The organism is Pseudomonas sp. B21-032 (assembly GCF_024748965.1).
Taxonomy (GTDB): Bacteria; Pseudomonadota; Gammaproteobacteria; order Pseudomonadales; family Pseudomonadaceae; genus Aquipseudomonas.
Map to the genome: position 1 here is coordinate 3,308,794 of NZ_CP087180.1, position 20,666 is coordinate 3,329,459.

The following is a 20,666-nucleotide window of genomic DNA, read 5'->3' on the forward strand; positions in this document are numbered from 1 at the left end:
TTTCGATTTAGGGACTTTTTCAATAGATGCCCGGCACCGGTGCATTCAATCGACGACACCGTGCTGCTCGACGAACTGCGCATACCACGGGTGGGTGGCCAGCAGTTGCTCATGACTGCCGCTGCCGCTCAGGCGCCCGGCCTCCAGCACCAGGATCTGATCGGCGTCGCGCACCAGCGCCGGGTTGTGCGACACCAGCACCAGCGTGCGCCGGCCGCGCAATGCCCGCAGGCTGCGATTGACCCGCGCCTCGCTGCGCGCATCGAGGCTGGCAGTGGGCTCGTCGAGCAACAGGATCGGCGCCGGCGACAGCAGCGCCCGCGCCAGCCCTACGCGCTGGCGCTGGCCACCGGAGAGCAAGGCGCCGCCCGGGCCGACCTCGCTGTGCCAGCCCTCGGCCAGGCTGGCGATCACCTCATCCAGCGCCGCCGCTTCAGCGGCCTGCTGCAATTGCGCAGCTGTCGCCTGTGGCCGCGCCATGCTGACATTCCACAGCAGGCTGCCGGCGAACAGGCCGCTGTCCTGGAACACCTGGGTCAAGTGCGCGGCAAGGGTTTGCTCGCTCAACTGGCGGATGTCCACCTGGCCCAGACGCACTTCGCCGGCCTGGGCATCCATGCCCCGCCCCAGCAACGCCAGCAGCGTACTTTTACCGGCGCCCGACGGCCCGACAATGGCCGTGAAGGTACCAGACGCGCAGTACAGGTCGAGGTCCTTGAGCAGGTGCTCGCCATGTTCGCCGTAGCTACTCAGGCCCTGGCCCTGCAGGCTGGCGTCCAGGGGTTGCAAGCCGGGTTGCGGGCTGTGCAGGATCGGTTGCGCCAATACCCCCAGCACCTGTGCCAAGGCCTGCCAGGCCATGCGCAGGGCCTGGTCCAGTTGCGCCAGTTGTGACAGCGGCTCGACAAAGCGCACCAGCAATACCAGCACCGCCACCAGCAGCGCCCCGGGCAAATGCCCGGCGGCGACCGCCAGCACGCCGCCGACCAGCAGCGCCGAAAACACCAGTTGCACTGCGCTGGCAAAGCCCAGGCTGGCGGGCAATGCCTGGCGGTTGAGCGAACGGGTCGCCTGATGTTGCTGCTGCAGGGCCTCGCGCAGGGCCACCTGGCCCTGGCTGGCAACGGCGCTGCTGCGCATCAGCGCCTGTTGTTCGGCGAAAGTTTGCAGCAGTTGCCCGGCATGCCGATCAACCGCCTGGCGCTGTTGCTCAAGGTCCAGGCTGCGCCGCCCGGCCCAGCGCAGCAGGCCGAACAACGGCAGGTAGGCCACGGCCAGCGCCAGCGCCACGGATGGCGCCAGGGCGAACAGGCCAAGGACCACCACCGTTGGCGTCACCAACGCGGTAATCAACGGTGCCAACAGATGCGCCGGGATACTCATGCTGCTGAACACCGGCCCGCGCACCAGGTCATCGAGATGGCGCTGGCGGCCCTGCGCCAGCCGTGGCAAATGCTCCAGCAAGCGCGACACCAGCCCCGCTGCCAGCCCTGCCCCGGCGAGGTAACCACGGCGCTGGGCGATGTAACTGACCAGGGCCTGCAGCAGCGTCAGGCCCAGCAGCAGCGCCACCGGCTGCAGCACATCGGCGCCTGCGCGGTCGAACCAGGCCAGCACCAGCGGCACCAGTGCCAGCCCCGCCAGACCATCAAGCACCGCGGCCAGCACCATCCATATCAGCGCCGCGCGCAGGGCTTGCCAGGTGCGCTGCGGCAACTGGCGCAAGGACGAAAAAACACTCATGACACAGGCTCCATTTGCTCGGCATCGGACATTTGTTCACGCCACAACTGACGGTAAAGGCCGTCCATGGCCAGCAACTGCTGATGACTGCCACGCTGAACGATCCGGCCCTGGTTCAACACCAGGATCTGCTCGGCATGGCAGATGCTCTGCAAGCGGTGGGCAACGATCAACCGCGTACGCCCGGCCGCGCCCTCGTGCAGGGCCATGCGCAAGGCCCGCTCGGTGTGCGGATCGGTGGCCGAGGTCGGCTCGTCGAGGAGCATGATCGGCGCACTCGAAAGCAGCGCCCGGGCAATGGCCAGGCGTTGCAGCTCGCCGCCCGACAACTGCACATCGTCACCGGCTATGCTCGCGTAGCCCTTGGCCAGCGCCATGATCCGGCTGTCGAGGCAGGCCGCCCGTGCAGCCTCGCGAATCTGCTCGAGGCTGGCGTCGGGCTGGTACAGGGCGATGTTCTGTGCCAGCGACAGGCGCAGCACTCCGGCGTGCTGGAACACCAGCGCCAGATGCCGTTGCAGTTGCGCGCTGGCGATCTGCCGAACATCCACCCCGCCGACCAGCACCTGGCCGCTGTCGACGTCCATGAACCGCGCAATCAAGCCGGCCAGGGTACTTTTGCCCGCGCCCGACGGCCCCACCAGGGCCGTGGTGGTGCCTGGCTCCAGGCGCAGGTTGATCGCTGACAATACCGGCACCTCGCCATGGGCGAAGGACACCTCGCGCATTTCCACGCTGGCGTCCCTGGGCGCTTGCGGCGCGTCGGGCTCGGCCAGCGGCGGCGTGCTCAACACTGCCTGCAAGCGCTGCGCACTGACCCGCGCGCTATTGAGGGCATCGAGGCCGTGCCCCATGGCCAGCACCGGCGCGGCCATGGCCCGGACCAGCAACACAAAGGCGCACAACTGCGCCGCGCCGACCTCGCTGAGCCCCGGCAGCAACGCGCCAAGCACCACCCAGGCCAGCAGCCAGGGCGCACTGAGCAGCACCTGGACCAACGCCGCCAGTTGCCCGGCGCGGCTCACCCAGTGGCTGAAACGCTGATCAAAACGCTGCACCGCCTGTTGCAGGCTGCGCTGCACGCCGGCCCCCGGGAACTGGCGCACCAGGCGCAAGTTGGCGGCGAACTGGCTGTAGTCGCTGAACAACTGCTGCACCGCCGCATTGCGCTGCTCGACATCTTCGCGGTAGTGCGCCGAGCCCAGCCGCCAGTACCCCAGCACCCCCAGTGCCAATGGCAGCAGGCACCACAGCGCCAGGGCGCTGTCGCTCCACAGCAGGTAGCCGAAGGTGGCCAGGGGGATCAGCAGCAGGTTGACCAGATCGGTCGGCGCATGGCCGACCAACTGGTGCAATGCACGTACGTCCTGCTCGGCATAGCGGGTCACGCCCTCGGGCCCGAGGCGGGCGAACCAGCCCAGCGGCAAGCGTTGCAGATGCTCGGCCAGGCGCACGCGCAAACGCTCGCACAGGTCGGCATCAACACCGTGGGTGAGGTGCAGGGCCAGGGTCTGGCCACACAGCCACAGGGCCGAGCCGAGCACCGCCAGCAGCACCCAGTTCATCACCCCGGGCGCCAGCGGCGGCGCCTGTTGCAGGCTGTCGGCCAGGTGCGCCAGGGCAATCAGCGGCAACAGCGAGCTGACCCCGGCAATGGCCTGCACCGCCACCGCCAGGCACAAACGCACCCGGAACGGGCGCAGCAGTGACTGCAGTTCAGGCCCCAACAGGTTCATTGGCACCCCTCCAGCGCCTGCGCCAGGGTGGCTGCCGGCAAGGCCTGTGCGGGCGTTTGCGGAAAACCGATGGCGGCTGTCACCTGCTGCCACAGCGCGACCACTTCCAGGCTGCGCTGTTGCCGGCGCACCAGCCCTGCACCGTCGAGCAACGGCTCCAAGGCCCTGGCCGCAGCCTGTGGCCAGAGCTGCCGATAGACCTGGCCCCAGTCCGTGGCGGCGTCCATCAGCACTTCGGCACATGGCAAGGCGCCGCCGCTCAGCACAAACAAGCCGTCCTCGTCCTCGCGCGGCGCGCGCACCGCTGGCATCCACAGCAGCGGCCCGTGCGGTGAGGCCAGCAGCAAGGTGCCGCTGTCGGTGGCCAGGCTGATGCGCTGGAGCATCTGCATGCGCCCGTCATCGGCCGCCGCCAGTTCATTGAGCACCCGTAACGACACCGGCACCTCGGCCATCACCAGGCTGACATCGCGCCACGGCGACAGCGCCGGTGCCAGGTTGTCCAGCGACCACGGCCCCACCGACTCCAACAACGCCGCCAGGATGTCGAGGGTGGCGTAGCTGACCTGCACCGCACAACTGGCCTCGATATGGCGGATGCCCTGCTGACGATGCAACTGCCGGCCCAGCTCGATGAAGCGCGCCACCCACGGCAACTGCGGGTAAAAACTGTTGAGCAGACAACGGCGCTGCAAGCGCGCCGCGCAGCGCAACAGCTCGTGCAGCTCCTGAGGCAACAGCGGGTGTTCGATCAACACATCGATACCGCGCGCCATCAACGCTTGCGCCAGAGCCGGGCCCTGCTCGCCGCGCGCCGCGCCGCCCACCGCCACGCAGGCCAGGCGAACGTCTTCGGGCAACTGCTCAAGGGCAGCGAAACACGGTACATGAAGATGCCGGGCCAGGGCCTGTGAGCGGCGACTGCCCTGGCCCAGCACACCGACCAGTTCAAGCTGCTCGGCAGCGGCGACACCGGCGGCGTAGAACTGGCCGAATCGGGAACCCACTACCAGGGTTTTGACGGGAGTGTTCATGGGCGCTGTTCCTCCAGCAAGTAACGACTGAGCCCGGCGTTCAGGCAATCGAAGTGATTGCCGCGCAGGGTCTGCACACTGAGCGGCGCCAGCGACGCGGCCTGCCACCAGGCCTGCAGGCTGGCCTGGTGATTGGCGATTAAGGGGTTGCCGACACTGGGCACGAACAGGCGCACGGCACCGATGTACGGCGCGCTGTCGCTGTAGTGGCTGGCCCGTACCGAATGGGCAAACACCCGGTACAGCTGTTCATCGGCGATGCCACTGGCGGCGCTCAGCACCCGGGCCTTGAGCTGGGCAACGTCGAAGGCCGGCAAGGCTGCGCTCAAGCTGCCCGCCGGCAGGTGTTGCACGGATGCCTGCAGCAGCGGCGCCAGGGCCGCCTGCAATTGCTCGGCCGACGGCAAGCCGAGCGCCTGCGGGTCGAGGCCGAGGGTGGCGGCAAAGCTGTAGAGGATCAGCAACTCGTCATCCAGCCGATACGGGATGCGGTAGCTGGAGACAATGTCCACCCGGCGCACCTCGGCGCCCAGTTGCAGCAGCGCCTTGGCCAGTTCCAGGGTCACCAGCCCGCCGGAGCAGTAGCCCAGCAGGTCGAAGCTGCGCCGGCCGCTGTCCCACAGAGCCTGGGCATAACGCTTGCCGAGGGTGGCATTGACATGCTGCGGCGCCAGGCGCAGGTAGGCCTCGCTGTCGTGTACCGCCAGCCCCAGCAGCGGGCCGCTGCCGGCAAGCTCGGCAATCAGCCGGCGATACGGCAACAGCGTGCCGAGGCCTTCATGCACCAGCACCCGGGCGATGCCCTCGCCTGCGGCCAGCTCGCTCAAGGCGTCGACCCGTACGCGCCCGGCCAGCGGCGCGCGGGTGGCTTGCAAAACAGGCGTTGCCGGCTGTTCAGCGGCCGGCGCCTCAGCCCCTGACTCACTACGCAAACGCTGGGCCAGGCCGGCCGGGGTCGGCTGGCTGAGGGCCCAGCGCAACAGGCGATCGAAGGGGTGTGCACGGGCCAGCGCTTCCTGCTCGCGCAGGCCGGCGATCAACTGGGCGATCAGCAGCGAGTCGCCACCGGCGGCGAAGAAGTCCTGATCGGCCGACAGCTCGTTGCAGTCGAGCACCCGCTGCCAGTGCCCGATCAGGCGCTGGACCAACTCATCGCTGACCTCGCTGCGCACCTGGCGCACCGGCTCCAGCTGGCGCTGCTGGGCCTGATGGGTCAGGGCGCGGCGGTCGATCTTGCCGTTGGCGGTGACCGGCAGCGCGTCCAGCACCCGCACCTGGGCCGGCACCATGTAGCGCGGCACACGCTCGGCGATAAACGCCAGCAGGTCGTTGCTGGCGAGCACGGGGCGGTCGGTTTTCATCCGTGCCACCAGCAGGTCATAGCCCAGCAACGACAATACGCTGTCCGCTGACCCCAGGGCCTGGGCATGGTCGCCGGCCTGAGCGTTGAGCCAGTCCAGCCACTGCTGGCGGTGCACGAACAATTGCCCGGTGCTCGCCCGCAGGTCTTGCGGCGTTTCCATCATCAGGCTCTGGCTGATGCTGATTTCCCGGTGCTCGCGGGTCAGTTCCTGGATCACCAGCCAGGCATCGGCCTGCAACAGCTGACGCAGCCCGGCCAGCAAGCGCGGGGTGTCGAGGGCATTGTTCAAGGCCCCGGAACTGAGCAGCAGGTCCACCGAGCCTGGCTGCAGGCCTTGCTCGCAGGCGGGTTTGTTCATGTCGAAGTGCATGAAGCGCACCCACGGGTACTCGGCAAAGCGCTCCCGGGCAGCATTGAGGAAGTAGCTGGAGACATCCGAGAACAGGTAGTCAATCTGCACCCCGGCTGCCGCCAAAGGCGCCAGCGCGGCAATGACCGAGGCACTGGCGGCAGCGGTGCCGGCGCCGACTTCAAGAATGCGCCAGTTGCGCATGCCTTCACGGGCAACAATCGCCCTGACCGCCTCGGCCATGGCCTGGTGCAGCACCTGGGCATGCAGGCCACGGCTGTACATGGCCTCGGCGATATGCGCCGAGCCCTCGGGGAACATCAGGCTGGCCGGGCTCAGCCGGCCATCCAGTTGCTCGGCCAGGCGCATGGCGCTGCCACGCAGGTAGTCGACCAGTTCCACCGGCCACAACGGCGCCGGGGCCAATTGGGCGAAACGCGCCCAGGCCTGGGCCTGATCGAACGCGCCGGGGTCTACCAGGCAGCGCCAGCCTGCCCCCGCACGTTGCAGATAGCCGCTGTCGGTCAACAGCATCAGCCAATGCTGCAGCAGCCGCTGCTGACCGGTTTCAAGCTTGAGCGCCTGGCACAGCGGGGCAAAGGCCACCTCCTCGCCCGCTGCGAGCAGGCCGCTGCTGGCCAGCCAGTGCAGCAGCGAGGCATCGGCCGCCCGGTCCAGCGCCGCCAGGGCGGCGTGAATTTCTTCACGCGGGCCGAAATCGGCCTGTTCCAGGGTGTCACGCGCCTTGGCCATAACCTCGGCCAATTCCTCGCCAACCCGTTGTTGATCGTTAGCCGAAGTTTGTGCAGTGACAAAGCTGCACAGCGAACGCTCGTGACGCTCGCCCACCAGTACCGTGGTGCTGGCAGCGATCTGTGGATGAGCGAGCCAGGCAGCGTCGATCTCCGCAAGCTCGATGCGATGGCCGCGGATTTTCACCTGATCGTCCTGGCGCCCGAGGAACTCGATCAGGCCGTCCTCGTCCAGGTAGCGGCCGAGGTCGCCGGTGCGGTACAAGCGCCGGCCGCTGGCATGGGTGATGAAGCGCTCGGCGGTACGTTGCGGGTCTTCGGCGTAGCCCAATGCCAGGCCCAGGCCGCCGATATGAATCTCGCCGCGTACCCCCGGCGGGCATTGCCTGCCGAGGCTGTCGAGCACTTCCAGGGTCTGGCCGTTGAGGGCGAGGCCGTAGGGGATGCTCGGCAAGGCCGTGTCGGCGGGGCGAATCGGGTGCTCCACCGACCAGATCGCCGCCTCGGTCGCACCGCCGAGGCTGAACAGCTGGCTGTCGGGCCAGCGCTGCCACCAGCGGGTTGGCAAGGTGGTGGGAATCCAGTCGCCAGACCACATCACGCAACGCGGCCCAGGAATGGCTGCCGGTTCACTTTCCAGGTAATCGATCAGCATCTGCCCCTGGGCCGGCACCGAGTTCCACAGGGTCACACCGTGCTCGGCCATCAACTGCGCCCAGTGCGAGGGATCGGCGCCACGTTCGGGGTCTGGCAAGACCACCTGCGCACCCACCGCGGTGGCACCGAAGAAGTCGTACACCGACAGGTCGAAACTCAGCTCCGCCAGCCCCAGCACCCGGTCCCGGGCATTGACGCCGTAGCGCTGGTTGATGTCGTCGAGGGTGTTGACCACCGCGCCATGGCTGAGCATCACGCCCTTGGGCGTGCCGGTGGAGCCGGAGGTGTAGATGATGTAGGCCAGGTCGCCAGCCTGCACCGCCAGCGGTTCGCGTGGCGGCCAGTGGCTGGCGGCCGTGAGGCTGTCGATGGCAATGCGCGGCAGCTCAAGGCCCTCCGCCAGCACCTCGGCCTCCAGGCAGATGAGCGCAGCAATCCCGGCATCGCGCAAAATGGCTTCGCGACGCAGGGCCGGTTGGCGGATATCGATGGGCACATAGGCTGCGCCCATCTGGTTGATGCCGAGCACGGCCATCAGTTGCCAGGCGCTCTTGGGCAGCATCACCGCCACCCGCGCCCCGGGGGCAACATCAAGGGCCTCCAGCGCCGCGCGCACCGCGTCGGCGTGCCGGGCGACCTGGCGGTAACTGTAAACCCCGTCGCGATCGCTGATCACCGGCGCATCCGGGCTACGCAACGCCTGACCGGCAAAGCCGCTGGCGATGTTGCGATCCTCGGCTTTCGCCCCCGGCAGATGCGCGACCCGCTGCTGTGCCAGGACGATATCGCCGCGCTGCTGCCAAAGCTGTGCATCCGCAGACAGGCGCTGCAGCAACGCGACATAGGCCTCGAACATCTGCGCCGCCATGCCGTCCGGCAGGACGCCGACGCGCACGTCCCAGCCAATCTGCAAACCGCCATACTGGTCGCTGACCTGGCAATCGATCCACACCTGGGGGGTCTGGCTGATCATGTAGCTTGGCGGCTGCAACAAGCGCCCGCTATCCCCCAGCAGGCGCTCGACGCTGCCGATGCCGCTGGTGAACACCACCGGCATCAGGTCGGCGCCACGGCCCTGGCCCCGTGCCAGTTCGCGCAACACCTCGACCCCGGTAAAGCGGCTGTGGTCGAGGTCGTCGAACAGCTGCGCGCCGATGCGCCGTGCCCGCTGGACGAAGTTGGCGCCACTGGCGCCATTGACCTGCAACAGGCTCAAAGCGGTGAAGTCGCCCAGCACCTGGCCCAGTTGCGGGTGCAGGTCCGGGCGGTTGAGGACGGTGAGGTTGAGGCAAAAGTCAGCGCTCTGGCTCCAGCGCCCGATGACCTCGGCGAATGCCGCCAGGGTCACCCCCGTCGCACTCAAACCCTGGGCGCTGGCCAGGGCGCAGAGCGCATTCCACTGGGCCACGCTCAAGCTGGCATGGTGGTGCTGAAAGCGCCGCGAGGTAATCCCGGCGTCATCGCTCAAGGGCAGGTCCGGACGCCCCGGCAGGCTCTCCAGGCGCGCCAGCCACCAGGCCTTGTCGCTCTGCCAGGCAGCGCTTTCACGGCTCTGTTGTTCATGCTGCAGGTAGTCGCGAAAGGTCGCCTCCAGCACCGGCCAATGCCGGTCTGGCTCCAGGTAGCGCTGGCTCAGCTCTACCAGCAGCAGTTGCAAGCTGGCGTAGTCGATGAGGGTGAAATCCACCGAGCAATGCAGAACCGCGCGATCGGCGCCCAGGCTCAGTTCCGGCAGCAGGACCGGCCACTGGTCGAGGGCATGACAGGCATGATCGAGGCGCTCGCGTACCTGCTGCAGGTGCGCATCGAAGGCTTGCGCCGAAGCCTGGCGCAGGTCATGCAACGGCAGGCATTGCCAAGGCACCTGGGCCTGCACGCACTGACGGCTGTTGTCTTGCACCACCGCGCGCAACATCGGGTGGCGCTGCACCAGGGCGTTCCAGGCCTGGTTCAGTTGCTCGCTGTCGACAGTGGCCGGCCAGGGGTATTCAACATACAAGTGGCAGGCATTGCCGCCATAGTCGAAGGCCGGATTGCGCCCCAGCACGTAGGCGCCCTGTACCGCGCTCAGGGCAAAAGGTTGCAGCGCCTGATCGGGTTGCGAGCGCCATTGCGAACGTGGCAACAGATGGTCCATCAACGCCTCGCGCTGGGCGCGGATACGTTCGGCCAGGGCCGGGTCCAGCGCCCCTTGCGGCGCACGAAAATGCAACTGGCCTTCAGTAGCCCAGAGTTCGATCTGGCGCTCACGGCAGATGTGCAACAGGTCATTCAGGCTCATAGCACGCCCTCCTCTACTGCGGCACTGCTGGCCAGCAGCGCGGCCATGCCGGCCAAGGTTGGCTGCAGGTAGAAGTCACTCATGCGCAGGCTCACGCCCAGTTGCTCGCGCACGCTGGCCAGCAGCCGGGTCGCCAGCAGGCTGTCGCCGCCGAGGCTGAAAAAACTGCCCTGGGCGCTGCGCACCGGGCGTCCCAGCACCGCCTCCCAGCACCCGGCCAGGGGTTGCAGTGCAGGATTGAGCTCGCCCTCCTCGCTGCTGGCCGGTTGTTGACGCTGCAGCGCTTGCATCATGCAGGCTTGCAGGCGCTTGCGGTCGATCTTGCCGTTGGCGTTGAGCTCCAGGCGCGGCAGGCACCAGAGGTGTTCGGGGCGCATCGCTTGCGGCAGGCGTTGTTGCAGCCAGTGCTGCAGACTGTCGGCGCTCAGGGCATCGGCCGTGGCGGTGGCGCTGAGCAACAGCATCGCCGGGTTCTGCCACAGGCTGTGCAGCTCGGCAAAGCCACTGCGGCCAAGCAGCTGGGCGATCTGCGCAGGGTCAGGCAGCACTGGCCTGCGGCTGTCGAGCAGTGCTGCGCTGACCAGCCTCAGCGGCGAGTCACGCAACAGCTCGGCGAGCAGCAGGCGCCCGCCCGGCTTGAGCAGCGCCTGGGCCAGGTTCAGGCAGTCAGCCGGCTGCGCATAGCTGTGCAAGGCGGCGAAGCTGATCACCAGGTCGTACTGCGCGCACTGCTCGACGGGCAACAGGCCATCCACCAGCAGTTGGCTGGCAACGCCCGGGCGCTTGCCGGTAGAGGCGGCCAAGAGGCCGGGGCTGGTGTCGAACAGGGTCAATTGCAGCTCGCGCTGGCCGAGGTGGTCGAGCCATTGTTCGAGCAACTGGCCACCGCGCACATCCAGCACCGCGACCTTCAGCGGCCCGGCCTGGGCGCTGCACTGCTGCTGCAGCGCCTGGCTCATGGCATCGAGCAACTGGCGCCCGGCCGGCAGGTTAAGGGCCATGGCCTGGGGCGCCAGCAGCGGATCGAACAGCACCTGGGCAGCGCCACCCTCGACCGCCAACAGCGACTGCAGCGAAGCGACCATGGCCTGCAGGTCGGCCTCGCGCCAGCCCAGTTGCGCCAGGGCATCACCGAGGCTCATGGCTTGGGTGGGTTGTTCGCCCAACCACTGGCGCCAGGTGTCCAGCAGCGCCGGCGCCGGCAACGCTTGGCCATTGAGCAGGCGTTGCAGCAGCTCGGCGCTAACCCGTGCTTCAGCTTGCAGGGTGTCGTCCAGCATCGAGCCGCCTTGCAGGGCATCCGTGGCCACAGTCACCGGCGCCGGGCTGCTCACCAGCACCGCGCCAAGGCTGGCGACAGTGCCTGGCAGCACCGCCGCGCAGGCGTTGTCGATCAAAGGATGGGCACTCAGCGCCGCCTCGATCTCGCCCAGTTCGATGCGTTGCCCACGCACCTTGACCTGCTGGTCGATACGGCCGAGAAACTCAATGGTGCCGTCGCCCCAGAAACGCCCGCGATCGCCGGTGTGGTACCAACGCCCGCGCTCGTCGCTGCGAAAACGCTGGGCAGTCAATTGCGGGTCGTTGCGATAACCACGGGCAAGGCTGGCGCCGCCAATCAGCAATTGCCCGACCACCTGCTCGGGCACATCGCGGCCGCTGTCGTCGACCACCCGATAGGCCTGGCCGGCCAGAGGTTTGCCATAGGGGATCGAGGTCCAATGACCCGGCACCTCGTCGATGCTGTGCAGGTTCGACCAGATCCCGGCCTCGGTGGCCCCGCCCAGGCCATACACCCGGCACTGCGCCGTGGCATGCCGGCGCAGGCGCGCGGCAAGGTCCAGGGCGATCCAGTCGCCGGACAGCAACACCGCCCGCAGGCTCTGGTAGTGGCAGTCGCTGGCGGCAATGCCCAGGGCCATTTCCAGCAACGCCGGCGCCGAGTTCCACAGGCTCACCCGGTGCTCGGCAATCAATTGCGCCCAGCGCGCCGCATCGCGGGTTTCTTCGGGCTCCAGCAACACCAGGCGCGCGCCCTGCCCCAGCACTCCGAACAGGTCGAACACCGACAGGTCGAAATCCAGCGCCGACACTGCCAGCAGGCAGTCGTCGCGGTCGATGCCAAGTTCGGCCTGCAGCGCGTCGATGGTATTGATCGCCGCGCCATGGCTGACCTCGACACCCTTGGGCACACCGGTGGAGCCGGAGGTGTAGATCACATAGGCACTGGCCTGCGCCGCCACCGCCCGCGGCGCTGCCAATGCTGCGCACTGTTCCAGCTGCGCCAGGTTGAGCCAGCGCAATGACGGGCTATGCGCCGTGGGCGTTGGTGCTTGCTCGGCAATCACCAGGCTGATGCCCGCCGCCGATTCGATCAGGCTACGGCGCGCCGGCGGTTGCGCAGTGTCGACCGGTACATAGCAGCCACCTGCCGCGAGCACGCCGAACACCGCGACGATCTGCCCAAGCCCGCGCGGCAGGCAGACTTCCACCGCCTCGCCCTGGCGCATGCCGGCCTCCAGCAAGCCGGCAGCCACCCGCAGCGCGCGCGTGGCCAGTTCGCCGTAGCTGCAACGCTGGGCGCCACAGATCAGCGCCAGGTCATCCGGGCGCTGGTTGGCGTGGCGGAAAAAGTCGTCCAGCAGGCCGCGCCCCGGGGCCAGCGCCGGTACGCTGTTCTGGCGCTCGCGCCGGGCCTGTTGCGCCAGCGGCAGGAGCACCGGTTGCGGCAGGCTCCAGTCACTGTCGGCAAGGCGCTGCAGCAATTCGATGTAGGCCTGGAACATCGCCGCCAGCACACCCTCGGCGAACAGTTCGCTGATGCTGTCCCAGGCCAGCAACAGGCCGTCGTCAACCCGGTACAGCTGGTGATCGAGCCATACCTGCGGGGTTTGCGAAAGCATGTCGTCGAGGTCGCCAAACACCTGGCGAAAGCTTGCCGGAACAAACCCCGTCTCGTTGAGGTTGCTGGAAAACACCACCGGCGCCGAGCGCGGATGGCCCTGGCGACGGCCTTCGCGCAACACTTCCAGGGCCGGGAAGGCCGAACGGTCGATGGCGCCGTGCAGGCTGCGCTGAAACTCGCGCACCGCCTCGGCGAAGGGCAACTGCGGCGCGTCCTGGCATTCCACCAGCAGCAAGGTGGTGAAGTCGGCGATCGCCCGGTCGATGTCCGGATGGTCATCATGGCGGTCGAACAACGGCACGTTGAGCAAGAACTTCGACTGCCCGCTCCAGCGCGCCAGCACTGCGTTGAAAGCAGTGGCGAACACGCAGGACAAGGTCAGGCCATGGTCGCTGGCCTGGCGCTGCAAACGCTCGGCTTCAGCGGCGCTTAAGACAAACGCCTGGCGACTGAAACGCGGTTCGCGGATTGACTCAGGGGCGCAGGCCAGCGGCAGCGCCGGGCCATCGGGCAATTGCGCCAGGCGCTGGCACCAGTACTCGCGGTCGCGGCCGTAAGCCTCGGCGCGCCGTTGCTGGCGGCGGCTCAGGTAGTCGGCAAAGTGCAGGGTCGGCGGCGCCGGCAGCAACGCCGGCGCTTGGTAAGCCTGGCCCAGTTCGGCCATCAGCAGGCGCAGGCTTTCTACGTCGGCGGCCAGCAGGTCGACACTCAGCCAGACCCGGTCGCGGCCACCCGGCAGTTGCACCAGGCCCACCAGCATCACCTGCCCCGCCTCCACCGCCAGGCACTGGTGCGAGCGCCAGCGGCGCAGTTCAGCCCAGGCCTGCTGCGCGCCCAGGGGCGACTGCTGACGCCAGTCCTGGTGGTCGAAGACCTGCGCGGTCGGCGCCGCCAGGATCTGTTGCTGGCCGTCGTTGAAACGGGCGCGCAGCATCGGGTGGCGGCGTTGCACCAGGTTCACCGCCGCTTCAAGGCGCTGCGGGTCGATGCCCTGGCAGTCGAACTCGAGCCAGGCGTGACAACTGATATTACCCAGCGCTTCGGCGGCGCCCCGGCCCAGCCAATAGGCTTGCTGCACGGCGCTGAGCTCGAAGTGCTGCTCGTCAGCTGATACCGGTGCAACGCCAGGCGCCAGCGCAGGTTGCAAGGTTTGCCCGTGCAGCAGCGCCAGCCAGGCGGCCACGCTCGGTTCAGCGCTCAGCTGGGCAAACTCGACCTGCAGGCCGTGGCTGCGCAGGCGCTCTTGCAGGTACATCAGGCGGATCGAATCAAGCCCGCAGCCGAGCAGGTTCTGCTCGTCGCCCAGGCTGTCGATTTCAGCCACCGAGGCGCCCAGCAACTGGGCGAGGTGTTCGATCAGCCAGAGGCGCAACGGGTTGGCCGAGGGGGTGTCTGCTGTGGTCAGCTCGCGCATGAAAAGCTTCCTGTAGCCCGTAAGAATAAAGTCTGCGTGGCTCACCAAGATGCAAGCCATTATCAAATGAGACTTTATCGCAGGCGGGTTTTCAGGAAGCGCTCAAGGCTTTAGATGCACAGGCCTTTTTATTCGATTCAGAGTCAGCGCGCGTCAGCGGATCTCGCTGGGCGATACGCCGTAGCGTTTGCGAAAGGCAATGGAAAAATGCGCCGGGCTGTAGCCCACGCCATAGGCGACGGTCGAAACGTTGCTCTCTTCATCGCTGAGCATGCGGTGCGCTTCGCTCAGGCGATGCTCGTGCAGGTAGCCGAACACACTGGTGCCAAACACTTTGCGAAAGCCTGCGGTGAGCTTGCGCGGGCTCATGCCGACATGGGCGGCCAGGGCATTGAGGCTCGGCGGCTCGAGCAGCGAGCGCACCAGCAGGTCACGGGCGGCGTGCACGCGCTCGACATCCGAGGCGGTGATGCGCAGTTTCTGCTCTGGCTGGGCGCGTTCATCCAGTAAAAACTGGGCACTGAGCGCGGTCAGCTCGAGGGCCTTGCCACCCAGGTACAGCGAGCGGCTCGGGCCCTGCATCGGGCAGGTGGCGATCTGCGTGGCCAGGGCCTGCATTGCCCGCGGCGCCGGGCGCACCATCATGTAGGGGTCGCCGCCCCTGGCCGCCAGCAGCTTGCGCGGGGCCATGCCCAGGTGGCGGTCGAGCGACTCCAGGTCGAGCTGGACGATGGTGTAGCGCAACGGCGTCGAGGTGCCGTAGATCTGCGACGAGGTGAACTCGCCGTCATTGACGATGGTGCACAGGCTCGGGCCGCGGATCGATTGCTCGGCGTGCCCCGGAATCCGGCAGGACAACTCGCCGCTCTGCACCAGGATCAGCTTCAGACCGCGCTCCAGCGGGTCTTCGACCCAGGCCTCGCTCTCGGACCAGAGGGTGCCGGTAACCAGGGTCATGTGCGGTTCCAGGTAGACCGTGCCGGGCTGGTTGCCCTTGGGTTCGGCCTGCTTCTCTGGGTGAGTGGGGGCGATGATCGTAATAGTCATTGGGTTTTCCCTTTTCCTGAGGCCATTACGTGGGGCCTGACCTGAAATAACGGGAGGTTTGTAAACCCTCAACCTCCCTGTTTGAAGCCACTGCGTATTTCATCTAATGAAAAAGTCGCGGCACCGAAAGCCTTGGCGTTGAGAAGCGCTCGGCGAAGGATAATGATAATAGATCTCATTAAGCCATTTGTAGCCAATTATTTCTACAAATAGGAGATTTCATGTCCTTGAACACTTCGACGCCCCTGCCAGATGCCGTAGGCGACGCGCCCGACTGGCCGCCGGCCTTTGCCCGGCGCTATCGCCAGGCCGGCTACTGGCAAGCGCAGACCTTTGCCCAGGCCCTCGACACCGCCGCGGCCCGCAACCCGGCAGCGATCGCCATCAGCGACGGCGCCCTGCATTTGAGCTACGCCAGCCTGGCAGAACGCTGCCAGCGCCTGGCCGGCGGCTTGCGTGCCCTTGGCCTCAACGCCGGTGACAACGTGGTGGTGCACCTGCCCAATGGCAGCGCCTTTGTCGAAGTGTGCTTTGCCCTGTTTCGCCTCGGCGCGCGGCCGATCCTGGCCCTGCCCGCTCATCGTCAGCACGAGATCGGCGGCTTCTGCAGCTTCGCCCAGGCCACGGCCTACATCGGCTGCGATCAGCTCGAAGGTTTCGACTGCCGGCAGATGGCGCGCCAGTTGCGCACTGCCAACCCGCACCTGCGGCATGTGCTGATCGACGGTGACGCCGAAGAGTTCATTGCCCTCGGCACGCTGTACGGCGGCGAAGCAATGGAGCAGGACGCCGGCGATCCCGAGGCGGTGGCGTGCTTCCAGTTGTCGGGGGGGACCACCGGCACGCCCAAGCTGATTCCGCGCCGGCACGCCGAATATCTCTACAACGTGCGCGCCAGCAGCGCGGTCTGCGGGCTCGACGCGCAGACCGTGTACCTTGCCGCGCTGCCCATGGCGCACAACTTCACCCTCTGCTGCCCCGGGGTGATCGGCACCTTGCTCGCCGGTGGCCGGGTGGTGTGCAGCCGCCGCCCCGACCCGGACACCTGCTTCGCCTTGATCAGCGCCGAGCGGGTCACCGTCACCGCCCTGGTGCCGCCGCTGGCCATGCTCTGGCTCGACGCCCAGGCCCAGCGCCAGGCCGATCTGTCGAGCTTGCGACTGCTCCAGGTCGGCGGCGCGAAGCTGCTCAGCACTGCTGCGGCGCGGGTCAAGCCGGTGCTTGGCTGCACCTTGCAACAAGTGCTGGGCATGGCCGAAGGGCTGCTCTGCTACACCCGCCTGGACGATCGCGAGGAATTGCTTCTGCACACCCAGGGCCGGCCACTGTGCGCCGATGACGAGCTGCGCATCGTCGACGAACAGGGCCAGCCAGTACCCGACGGTGTAGTCGGCGAGCTGCAAGTGCGCGGCCCCTACACCATTCGCGGCTACTACCGGCTGCCCGAACACAACGCCAAGGCCTTCACTGCTGATGGCTTCTATTGCAGCGGCGACCGCGTGCGGCGCACCGCCGAGGGTTACCTGGTGGTCGAGGGACGGGACAAGGACCAGATCAACCGCGGCGGCGAAAAGGTCGCCGCCGAAGAAGTGGAAAACCTGCTGATCAACCATCCCCAGGTGCATGACGCGGCGCTGGTGGCGATGCCCGACGCGGTGCTGGGCGAGTCCACCTGCGCCTTTATCGTCGCCCGCGATCCGGCGCCCTCGGCGTTTGGCCTCAAGCAGCACCTGCGCAGCCAGGGCCTGGCCGCGTTCAAGGTGCCAGACCGCATCGAGTTCGTGGCGCAGTTCCCGCAGACCGGGGTCGGCAAGGTCAGCCGCAAGGACCTGCGCGCAACCCTGCGCCAGGCCTGGCTCGATGCCAACTGTGGGAGCGTCGCCTCGTGATGGCCGGGCTGTTGTCCCAGGGCGAGCGCTGGGTGCGCCCGTATCGATTGACGCCGATGCCGCGCTGGCGCCTGGTGTGCTTTGCCCATGCCGGCGGCAGTGCGAGTTTTTTCCGCGACTGGGCCAGCGCCCTGCCCGCCGATATCGACCTGTTGGCCATCCAGTACCCGGGCCGTGAAGACCGCTTCGGCGAAGCCTGCCTGAGCGACATGCCCAGCCTGGCCGAGGCCGCGAGCGTTGCGCTGCATGGCTATGCCGACCGGCCGCTGGCGCTGTTCGGCCACAGCCTCGGCGCGGTGGTCGCCTATGAAGTGGCGGTGCGCCTGGCGCAGCAGACAATCGCCGTCGAGCAGTTGTTCGTCTCCGCCCACCCGGCGCCGCAGTGCCAGCGTGGCGGGCAGTTGCACAGCGGCCCCGACCAAGCGTTGCTCGACGATGTGCGGCGGCTGTCGAGCCGGCCCAACCCGCTGCTCGAAGATCCGGCCCTGTGCCAGATGTTCCTGCCCAGCCTGCGCCATGACTACCAGATCGTCGAGACCTACAGCCGCGCCGCGCCGCAGCCGCTCAACAGCCGCATCACCGTGTTCTACCCCGAGCAGGACCCGGAGATCGACCTTGACGAAGCCCTGGCCTGGCAAGCCGCCAGCCTCCAGCCACTGCACCTGCAGCGCTGGCAGGGCGAGCACTTCTACCTCATCGAGCAGCGCCAGGCGCTGCTCGATGCCCTGGCGGCCAGCCTGCTCGGCCGTCGCCCGCTGACATCACCTGCCCTTGAGGAAGCCCTCTGATGAAATCCCCTGACGCTTGTGAAGGCCTGCCGGACATCCGGATCGCCATCGATTCACTGGACCACCAGATCATCGAACTCATGCGCCAACGCATGGCTTACGTCAAAGCCGCCGCCCGCTTCAAACCGACCGAAAACAGCATCGCCGCGCCCGAGCGCGTCGCCCAGATGCTCCCGCAACGGCGCCAGTGGGCCGAGGACGCCGGGCTCGATGCACACTTTGTCGAAACCCTGTTTGCCCAGATCATTCATTGGTACATCGCCCAGCAAGTCGTGCACTGGCGCAGCATGAGGGTGCCCGCATGAAAGCCCTGACCCGACTGGAGGAGCACCTCGGCGAGCTGACCCAGGTGTTCGAGCAGGCCCGCCAGCGCGCGGTGCTGCAAGCTGAGCCGGTGCTGGCCAGTTACGCCCTGGCGATCGATGCGGTGGACCTGCTGGAGCTGTTTTGCCGGGTCGACCAGCCCTGCGCCGAAGCCGTGTTCTGGCGCGCCGCCGATGGCGGCAGGAGCCTGTTCGGCTGGGGCGTGGCTGCAGAGCTGAGCGGTGCTGGCGAGCAGCGTTTCGCCAGCGTTGACCAGCAGTGGCAGCACTGGCTGCGCAGCGCGGTGATCCACGGCCCGCAGCCGCCGCTGCTGTGCGGGGGGTTTCGCTTCGACCACCAGGTCCAGGCCAGCAGCGCCTGGCAGGGTTTTGGCGACGCCTCGATGCGACTGATGACCTTGCTGCTGATACGCGACGCCGACGCCTGCTGGCTGCTGTGCCAGCAGTTGGTCGGGCCTGCGGACACTGCCCAAAGCCGCTGCGAGCAGGTGCTCAATGAGTGGCACGGGCTGATGGATCGCTACCTGTCGGCGCCGGTTGTCACGCCGCCCGCGCAGCACCGCCGCGACCAGAGCCTGCCGCGCGCCTGCTGGGAGAGCAAAATCGTCCAGGCCCTGGACGCGCTACGCGATACCTCGATGAAAAAGGTGGTGCTGGCGCGCGAAGTGCTCAGCGAGTTTTCCCGGGCCGTCAGCCCGGGACGCACCCTGGCGCGCCTGGCCAGCAACGATCCGGCGGCCTACCTGTTCGCCTTTCGCCGCCAGCAAAGCTGCTTTATCGGCGCCTCGCCGGAACGCCTGGTCAAGCTCGACGGCGGCCGCCTGCAGACCCTGGCGCTGGCCGGCACCAGCCGCCGCGACCCCGACCCGCAACAAGACGCGCAACTGGCACAGGCGCTGCTGGACTGCGAGAAAAACCGCCACGAACATGCACTGGTGGTGCAGATCATCGAAAGCGGCCTGGCGCCGTGGGCAAGCCAGTTGCAGGTACCGGCGACCCCGTCGGTGCAACGCCTGAGTCGGGTCCAGCACCTGAGTACGGTGATCGAAGGTCGCCTGCGCCCGCAAACAAGCCTGCTGCAAGTGGTCGAAGCCCTGCACCCGACACCCGCCGTCGGCGGCCACGAGCGCCAGCAGGCCATGGCGCATATTCGCCACTGCGAAGGTTTTGACCGTGGCTGGTACGCCGCGCCCCTGGGCTGGCTGGACGCGCGGGGCAACGGCGAATTCATCGTCGGCCTGCGCTCGGCGCTGTTGAACGGCGAGCAGGCCCGTCTGTTCGCCGGTTGCGGCATCGTGCCTTGCTCGGACCCGGCCAGTGAATACGAGGAGACCTGCATCAAGCTTGCGGGGATGCAGTTGGCGTTGCAGGCTTGAATGGGGTGATGATGGGCTTATCCATTCGACGTGGCGCTAAGCTCTGCCGATATCCAATTTCGTAGATACGCCAGCACAGGCACCGCCCGTAACTTCGCGACTTCAGGAGGCCGAGCGTAGGTGCCTGTAGGGGCAGTGCGCAGCACCTTCGGCGTCAGCCGAAGACGCGAGACGTAGACTTGGCGTAGCAAGTCGTAGGCCGCGATGCCCCGGAAGGCGCCGTAGCGTAGGGCCGTATGCTGGAGCGAGCGGTTTTGCCTACTTCTTCCCAAGAGAAAAGTAGGCCGCCGTAAAGGCGGAAGGGGCCAGCAGCAGCGCCACAGCGAATGGATAAGCTCGGTGCCCCAACTTACAGACCCAAGGACCAATTTCCACCGTTTGCACTAAGAACCTATAATTAGCTGGACCGGTAGCCAACCCGGGCACAGCCCCCTTCGGCGATCCGGACTGCCTCTGACATGAACACTACCCTCTTCACCACCTGCCTGCTCGCCCTCTGCCTGGCACTTACGGCCGGTTGCTCGAGCAAACCCAAGGCCAAATACCTGGCCGCCAACGCCGGTTCCAACTGCCACGCCAAAGCCGTGCCCACAGCCGGCGAAGGCGGCCTGGCGTGGGGCCCGACCTTGCAGATCGCCCGGCAGAAATCCATGAACAACTGCATCCGCTACGCCGGGCGCTCCGGCGGCCAGCCCAGGACCTGCAAGGTGGTGCTGGCCGAGTGCAAACGCTAGGCTTTGTACGAAAAGTGCCTGCGCGACGATCATGCGGCGTTGAGAACAGGCTCGGAATGCTCATTTACAACTCGTAAAGTCGTGCGCGACCCCGGCCGTTCCTCGCCTGTTCTCGCCTTGCCTGATCGCCGCTCGGCGACTTTTCGTACAAACCCTCGCCCCTCTGTAAGCCATACGCTATATAAATTCTTATATAGCGTTGTCAATTTGCTCGCCTGACTCTAGTATCGGCGGCGTTCTGCCGTTGCGCGTACCCGCTTGATCGATGCGATCAG

The 20,666-nt window shown here is 67.2% G+C and carries 11 protein-coding genes; 5 read left to right on the forward strand and 6 right to left on the reverse strand.

Going from position 1 to position 20,666, the window contains the following annotated elements; translation table 11 throughout:
• Nucleotides 1-45: 45 nt before the first annotated feature.
• The 6 genes from LOY54_RS15225 to LOY54_RS15250 form a co-directional block, all read right to left on the reverse strand.
• On the reverse strand, nt 46-1,743 hold the full coding sequence (locus tag LOY54_RS15225; protein WP_258606976.1) for an ABC transporter ATP-binding protein: 1,698 nt from the start codon (nt 1,741-1,743) through the stop codon (nt 46-48).
• Complete coding sequence (locus LOY54_RS15230) at nt 1,740-3,479, reverse strand: ABC transporter ATP-binding protein (protein ID WP_258606977.1); 1,740 nt, start codon at nt 3,477-3,479, stop codon at nt 1,740-1,742. Before LOY54_RS15230 ends, LOY54_RS15225 begins: the two co-directional genes overlap by 4 nt.
• The gene (locus LOY54_RS15235) at nt 3,476-4,513 is read right to left on the reverse strand and encodes a Gfo/Idh/MocA family oxidoreductase (protein ID WP_258606978.1); all 1,038 of its coding nucleotides are present in this window, start codon (nt 4,511-4,513) and stop codon (nt 3,476-3,478) included. The genes LOY54_RS15230 and LOY54_RS15235 overlap by 4 nt, the downstream gene beginning before the upstream one ends.
• Nucleotides 4,510-9,915, reverse strand: a complete 5,406-nt coding sequence (locus tag LOY54_RS15240; RefSeq protein ID WP_258606979.1) for a non-ribosomal peptide synthetase — start codon at nt 9,913-9,915, stop codon at nt 4,510-4,512. The genes LOY54_RS15235 and LOY54_RS15240 overlap by 4 nt, the downstream gene beginning before the upstream one ends.
• Nucleotides 9,912-14,234, reverse strand: a complete 4,323-nt coding sequence (locus LOY54_RS15245) for an amino acid adenylation domain-containing protein (RefSeq protein ID WP_258606981.1) — start codon at nt 14,232-14,234, stop codon at nt 9,912-9,914. The genes LOY54_RS15240 and LOY54_RS15245 overlap by 4 nt, the downstream gene beginning before the upstream one ends.
• Before the next feature lie 153 nt (nt 14,235-14,387).
• Nucleotides 14,388-15,281, reverse strand: a complete 894-nt coding sequence (locus tag LOY54_RS15250) for a helix-turn-helix transcriptional regulator (RefSeq protein WP_045198130.1) — start codon at nt 15,279-15,281, stop codon at nt 14,388-14,390.
• 221 nt (nt 15,282-15,502) lie between these two features.
• On the opposite strand from LOY54_RS15250, the gene LOY54_RS15255 reads away from it, so the two are divergent.
• The 5 genes from LOY54_RS15255 (at nt 15,503) to LOY54_RS15275 (ending at nt 20,391) form a co-directional block, all read left to right on the forward strand.
• Nucleotides 15,503-17,170 (forward strand): (2,3-dihydroxybenzoyl)adenylate synthase, encoded by a 1,668-nt coding sequence (locus LOY54_RS15255; protein ID WP_258606983.1) that lies wholly within the window; start codon nt 15,503-15,505, stop codon nt 17,168-17,170.
• A complete protein-coding gene (locus tag LOY54_RS15260) occupies nt 17,170-17,958 on the forward strand; it encodes a thioesterase II family protein (RefSeq protein ID WP_258606985.1) in 789 nt (262 codons plus the stop codon). The genes LOY54_RS15255 and LOY54_RS15260 overlap by 1 nt, the downstream gene beginning before the upstream one ends.
• Nucleotides 17,958-18,263, forward strand: a complete 306-nt coding sequence (locus LOY54_RS15265) for an isochorismate lyase (protein WP_045198124.1) — start codon at nt 17,958-17,960, stop codon at nt 18,261-18,263. The genes LOY54_RS15260 and LOY54_RS15265 overlap by 1 nt, the downstream gene beginning before the upstream one ends.
• Nucleotides 18,260-19,657, forward strand: coding sequence for an isochorismate synthase (locus LOY54_RS15270; protein WP_093382000.1), 1,398 nt, complete (start codon nt 18,260-18,262; stop codon nt 19,655-19,657). The genes LOY54_RS15265 and LOY54_RS15270 overlap by 4 nt, the downstream gene beginning before the upstream one ends.
• Nucleotides 19,658-20,115: 458 nt before the next feature.
• Complete coding sequence (locus LOY54_RS15275; protein ID WP_093381997.1) at nt 20,116-20,391, forward strand: hypothetical protein; 276 nt, start codon at nt 20,116-20,118, stop codon at nt 20,389-20,391.
• Nucleotides 20,392-20,666 lie beyond the last annotated feature (275 nt).